Source organism: Dehalococcoidia bacterium (assembly GCA_025054935.1).
Lineage (GTDB): Bacteria > Chloroflexota > Dehalococcoidia > SpSt-223 > SpSt-223 > JANWZD01.
In genome coordinates, this window is the sequence record JANWZD010000028.1 from 1 (window position 1) to 5990 (window position 5990).

Consider the following 5990-nt stretch of genomic DNA (forward strand, 5'->3'; position numbering starts at 1 on the left):
TCGCCGAAGGCCTCGGCGAGCAGGGAGGGGAGGAGGCGGTCGAGCTCCTCCGCGGCGGCGGCCTGTGCCGCGCGCGCCGCGCGCGCCTTTTGCTGCAGGCGGTCGAACCAGAGCTGGGCGTCGAGCGGAGGGAGGGGGACTTGGATGCAGTCGAGCGCTTCCAGCCCCAATGTCCGGTTGCGGCCCGCCCCACCGGGCGATGCCTCACCCAGCGCCTGAAGCCCTTCCGATGTCAGGAACCAGGAGCAGCGGAACTCTGTGGTCGCGCGATCAGGATCCACGCGACGCGTGATGAAGCGATGCAATCCGAAGCGGCCATGGTCCGCCGGTTGCGCCACCGCCACTGCGCCTTCCCAGGCGAAGACGTTGCTGAACAGCAGGTCTCCCGCATGGACCTCGAAAAGCCGCTTCGTGCCGACCTCAGCTCCAGAGAGTGCGGGCTTGTGGAAGGTGCCCTTGGCCAAAGGATCGGATGCCGAGTTCCGGATATGCGGCATCGAGCTTGATGCCCACCGCGCGTCGCACGGGGGGCCACGTCGCCCATGCGACCGCGCGGGACATTGGCGGTGATGCGCTGGAAGGCGGCGGTAGCTGGCTTTGGCCTCGACGACGGCGAGCGGGAAGTCGCGCCGGCAGCGTAGCAGGAAGTCCACGCGTTTGGGCGGCTTGCGGACGAAGCCACGGCCGACCGGCACGATGCGGCCGTCGGTGATGGTTCGCTGTTCGGCGATGGAGTGCGGGGCGGTGTCCCAGCCGGCGGCCTGGAGGGCAGGCACGACGTGCCGACGACAGGTGTCGGCCTGCGTCTCCGTCATTCATTCGGCTCCCAAGGCGGCTTCGTCGGCTCTGGGTGGGTCATGACGAGACGGTCATACTATGCTCGAAGCGGCTCAAAATTCGAGATATTGGAGCGAAGGCTAGGGGGCGAATCCGTGGATTCAGCGGTTCCGAGCGACCGCCCGGGCGGTGGGATTACCGAAGCCAAGCCAGCCCATCGGCGGCAAAGCGGCGGAAAAACAAAACTCTGACCCTTGTAGACTAGATCGGCCAAGTCCGAAGGTACGGAGAGAACCGGGCCGAGAGAGACGCCTGTAAGCCCCTCGTTGCATCCGAGAAGTATCAACCCTGCCGAGCCACTCTCGGCCGAAGCTGCGCCTTAGGGCGGCGGCGACCCAGTCGGAGCGTGTTCGGGACTGCGGCTGCTGGAGCAGCAGTGGGAACCGAGGAACGAGGTTTCCCGGCAGGGTTTCGTGGGCGTTGGTCGGTTGCCTTCCCGCCGCATCTAAGCGGGCGTCGACGAGCTATCGGCGCTGCTCGTTCTTCCGCTTGGCGGCTGCCCGGGGCACGGTGACGAACCGGTGATACCGATAATGTCGAACCAGTCCGGCTTCATCTCGCCTCAGGCGCATATCGGTTTCTTTTCTGTAAACTCTACGGTTGAATGGAGATCGGCGTATCGGGGCCTGCATGCCGGTATGAATGCTGCGTCCGCGGACAAAATTGCTGTCCTCCTGCATAAGACCCGCGCGGCTTCGGAGGGCGTCGCGCAGCGTCTTCGTGGCGCCGACGCCCCGCCCTTCATCGGCCAATTGCCGCTTCACCCGGAAGAGCGTTCCGCGGCGGTCGAACGGCTTCGGTTGTTTCGAGACCCCTTCAGCGCCCTCTGCCAGCTGCTCAAGCACCAGCCGCCGCTTGCCCTGGCCCTGATCGCCGGCGAGGTCGCTGGCCAGGGGGACGATACCCTGGAAAATCATAGCGTCTTTCCTCACATCGCGCGGCTCCTCGGGCCGGCGAAGCAAGACCTGAGCAATGATGAGCGCGAACAGCTCGTGCGCGCGTTCCGAGATGCCGCGCTGCGTCTCGGGCTGACTGTGCAGCCGGAGCGCCGGCCTGGGGATCTGCAGTGGCGGGTGAACGAGCTCGTCCTGCAGGGAGGCGCGCGGCGCGCACACGCCCGGACGCTGGCTGAAGCCTTTCACCGCACTGAGCGCGCCATCGGCCTGCCCGACCCCGGCGACACTGCCGCGTGTGTGCGATTCTGTCGCGCCACGGCCGAACGTGTCCCGAACACGCCGCGGCTGCGGATGATCCTTGAGAACGACCAGACCGGCTGGCACGCAGCCCTCTATGCCCGCCTGCGCCGCGGCGATCCCGTGGGCGAATCGCGGATCGGACCGGAGCTGGCAAAGGAGCTGCAGGGGCTTGCCACGCAATCGGTCTCCGAGACCCGGAGACGGCCCGAACTCGTGCTGCGGGGCCTAGACCTCTGCATCCATGTGCCTCCTGGCGGACCGGTCACGATCCATGACGGTAGCCGGGAACTCATCGTGCCGGGTGGCGACTTCGTCGTGAGGACGCCCTGGCCCGACGCGATCCGTTGGCGGTGGGGCGAGACATCGTGGCAAACCATCGGCGATTGGCTTGGCGCAGCCGACATCTGCGCCGCGTTCGAGGCCGAGAGCGGCCGCTTCTTGAGGGCTGTGCGACCGGGCGAACGGCTTGAAGTATCGCCTGGCGGCATCGCTCTCCTGTCGCGCCGCGGCTTCAATGTGGACGGGCAGCCTGCAGACGTCATTCTCGGGGGCGTCCACATCGCCTGGGTCGCTGTCGAGCAGTCCCAAGCTATGCTCGACTTCCCGGGGGCGGGTACGGCGACCATCTCGCCTCGTCCGGAGCGGCGCATCTTGCTCGGGCCGCAGGTTGCCCGGGATGCCAAGGGCGTTGTGCTGCTTGGCGCCACAGCCGTGGCCGCCATCAGCGTGCCCGGCGAGGCCGGCGCGCGGCTCGGCGCGCAACTCTGGCTCCGTCACCCGGCCCTCCCGCGGGAGGGCAAGCGGCTGGACGTCACGCTTGACGACGGCGGCCTGGCGCAGGTTCCGGTGGGCAAGCTGCTCCCGCAGTCCGGTCCCGTCGGGCGTCTTCAGGCCGCGCTTACCCTACCGCGCGAAGAACGTGCGCTCGTCGCCGCATCCGCTTTGTACTGGCCAGGCCTCGAGCGCTTCGATGGGCGTCGCTTCCACGGCCCCGCACCGACGAACCTGCTGGAGGCTGGCTGCCGCGGCATCCACCTATCGCCGGAGGGGATCAGCATCGCGGGCGATGGGGACAGGCCCGAAGCCCTGATCGCGCTCGACACAGCTACGCTGCGCTTCACCGCACCTGGCGTCTACGCCGCGCTGGAGCCTCCCGGTGTCCCGCCCGAGTCCGCCACCCCGCTTCCAGCCGGGACGACGATCACGCTTGGCGGCAACCTGGCCTGGACCCTCAGGGTCGCCTGCGACAATCCGAACGCCGTTCTGGAGGTGGGACAGCACACGGACGCCCAGGCATTCGCAAGGACCAGCATCCGCCGCATCAGCTTCGGCTCTCTCCTCCGAGCCCTCGACGAGGGGGACGGCGAGGTGCGGGTGCGCTATCTCGGCCCGGCCGATCCGCCGCTCACGGTCTGCAGGCTGGCGCGCGCCGAGACGCCTGCGCGCTTCGAGATCGGGCTTCGTTCGGACTTCTTCGAGCTGGAGCTCGCGATGAAGAAGCCTGTTGCCTCCCTGCGCCTGGAGTGCTCCGAGTTGCTGAGCGGGCGCACCGAGATGCTCGAGGTCGCTCTGGACGCTCAACCTGACGCAGCCGCCGTGACGCCAAACGAGAGGGCCGCGACGTTGGTCCGATGCGACCCGTCCAACGGGCAGGCAGCCTATCGGCTAAGAGTGCCATTTGCCGACTTGGGAGACGGGGTTTGGCTTCTGGAACCCTACTGCCGCGCGGAGGGGATGCCCGGCCACCGACCGCTCCGGTCCGCAGTAGATGAACGCTATGCCTTTGCATTCCTGAACCGCGGAGGCGTTCGGGAGGACCGTCTGGATACGATCGCCATTCCGGATCCCGAATCTGCCTTCCGCCGCGCCGCGCGCGCCCTCGCGATTTCCCTGGCGGACGAGGTCGCAGAGGCAGCTGAACCGATCGAGGCGTTGTACAGAGCGGCGGGTGAACGTCTGCTCGAGGAGGCGCCGCACCGTGCGGCTGCGGCATTCGCCGACGATCTCGCGGGAATCGAAGCTGCTGGCGTGGCGCCGGGGACGCTGCCTCGCGCCGCGCCTTGGCAGATCTCGTTGCGAGCTTTCTCCCTGCCAGCATCCGCCTACGACCCTCATGCCGACGACAAGCCCGAACTTGCCGCCTTCGGTGGATTGGCCGTTCTGGGCCACACACCTACCCTGAAGGCGGTTTTCGCCAGCAGCCGCTTTGACGCCCTGTTCGCATCAGGCTTCGAGAACTTTTCCCTTGCGAACCGAGTTCAAGCGATCGACCTCACCGACTTCAGCTTTGCTCGGCTCAAGCAAGCTTTTGCGTCTTGCAGCCACGCCTGTGGGGGAGATCCGCCAACACTTCTGGGCCCTGATTTCTTCGCGCACGCCGCGAAACGAACCCTGGTCAACCTCGCCGAGGCGCGCGCCAACCCTTCGAACGGCAACCGCCTCGGTGAAGCGCTGTATGTCGCAGCGTGCGGACGTACAGCAGCCTCGATGCTTCTTAAAGAGGCGCGTCGTCTAGCGAAGGACGTAGACGGCTTCAGGCAGCCCTTTCCCTGGCTTCCCGGAGGCAGCGACGCGGACGACGAAGAGATGCCGCGGGATCTGCCTCCCTTTCTTTCCGCTCTCGCCCTCGCGGCGCGGCTCGAAGTCAGACGCCCAGGTTCTTTGCGCGCCATCTGCGACAAGATTGCGGCAGCCGTGGCCAGCGCTGAAGGTACCAGCATGCCGCCCGAAGCCGGAATCGGCATTTGCACGCGCGTCGGCTATCCGCTTTTCGCGGCCCACCTGCTCTTCTGGGAAGTCCTGCTCCGCTCGAGAGAAGAATGACCGACGCGAATCCCCTGCAGTTCTGCGAGCGCCTGCGCGAGACGATCGTGCGGTATCTTGCGACAACCGTTGGCGTCTCGGACGACTACCCCAAGCTCGCGCAGCGCATCCGCTCCGAGCTGGAGCGCAATGCAACGCTCGTGAAGGGGCCTTACCTGGAGACCCTGCCCGATTTCGAGAAGGGCCGGACGATCGCCGACCTCTGCGCGGCGGACGTCCTGCACCGGGACTGGGCGGTGCTGCGCGCGCGCGGGCACGGCGCGCATCTCTGGACGCGTCCGCTCCACGGCCACCAGGACCGCGCGCTGTCGCTCGCGCGGACGGGCGAAAACTACCTCGTGGCCACCGGCACCGGCTCCGGCAAGACCGAAGCCTTCCTCTACCCGCTCATCGACCGCATCCTGCGCGACCCGGAGCGCGACCGGCCGGGTGTGCGGGCGGTCATCATCTATCCCTTGAACGCCCTCGCGAACGACCAGCTCTACTTCCGCCTTGCCCCGCTGCTGCTCCGCGACCTCGGCGACCCCGGGATCACCTTCGGCCGCTTCACCTCCGCGGTCGGCGCTGCGGCCGATCGGCGCGAGGTCGAGGACGAGCTGCGACGGAACGAGCTGCTCATGGAGGCCCTGGGCCGGCCCGCGGCGATCCCGGCGAGCTGGCTGCTGTCCCGTCAGGAGATGCTTGAGAGGCCGCCGCACATCCTCATCACCAACTACGCGATGCTCGAGCATATCCTGCTCCTGCCCCGCAACGCGCCGCTTTTCGCCCGAGCGCGTCTCCAGACCTTGGTCCTCGACGAGGTGCATACCTACACCGGTGCGCAGGCGATCGAGGTCGCGTTCCTCCTGCGCAAGCTGAAGAATCACCTTGGCCTCGAGCCGGGTCAGCTGAACTGCGTCGGAACGAGCGCAAGTCTCCCTCCCGGCGAGCGGGCAGAGAGCCAGATCCTCGCGTTCGCCTCGGATCTGTTCGGCGAGCGGTTCGGTCATGTCATTCGCGGGCGCCGGCTGCAGCACCCGGCTCTAGCCGCGCCCGGCCCTGAGTGGTCCCTGCCTGCCGAGGCATGGGCCCGCCTCGGGGCGGCGCTTCGGGATGAGGCGAACCCCGCGGACCTCGCACCACGCGCGTGGAACG

At 67.6% G+C, this 5990-nt stretch carries 3 protein-coding genes; 2 read left to right on the plus strand and 1 reads right to left on the minus strand.

Annotation, left to right across the window (positions count from 1 at the left end; translation table 11 throughout):
* Positions 1-815: hypothetical protein (locus NZ773_16010; protein MCS6803432.1), on the minus strand; the 815-nt coding region annotated here is incomplete at its 3' end.
* Between the two features lie 555 nt (positions 816-1370).
* Between NZ773_16010 and NZ773_16015 the strand changes: the two genes are divergently transcribed.
* Together NZ773_16015 and NZ773_16020 are read left to right on the plus strand one after the other, a co-directional pair.
* The gene (locus tag NZ773_16015; GenBank protein MCS6803433.1) at positions 1371-4856 is read left to right on the plus strand and encodes a hypothetical protein; all 3486 of its coding nucleotides are present in this window, start codon (positions 1371-1373) and stop codon (positions 4854-4856) included.
* Positions 4853-5990 (plus strand): DEAD/DEAH box helicase (locus NZ773_16020; GenBank protein MCS6803434.1); only part of this gene is annotated, 1138 nt, incomplete at its 3' end. The genes NZ773_16015 and NZ773_16020, both read left to right, overlap by 4 nt.

Bases quoted from the DNA above. Each gene is read 5' to 3' on its own strand.
- NZ773_16015 (MCS6803433.1), top strand. From the start codon at position 1,371: ATGTCGAACCAGTCCGGCTTCATCTCGCCTCAGGCGCATATCGGTTTC.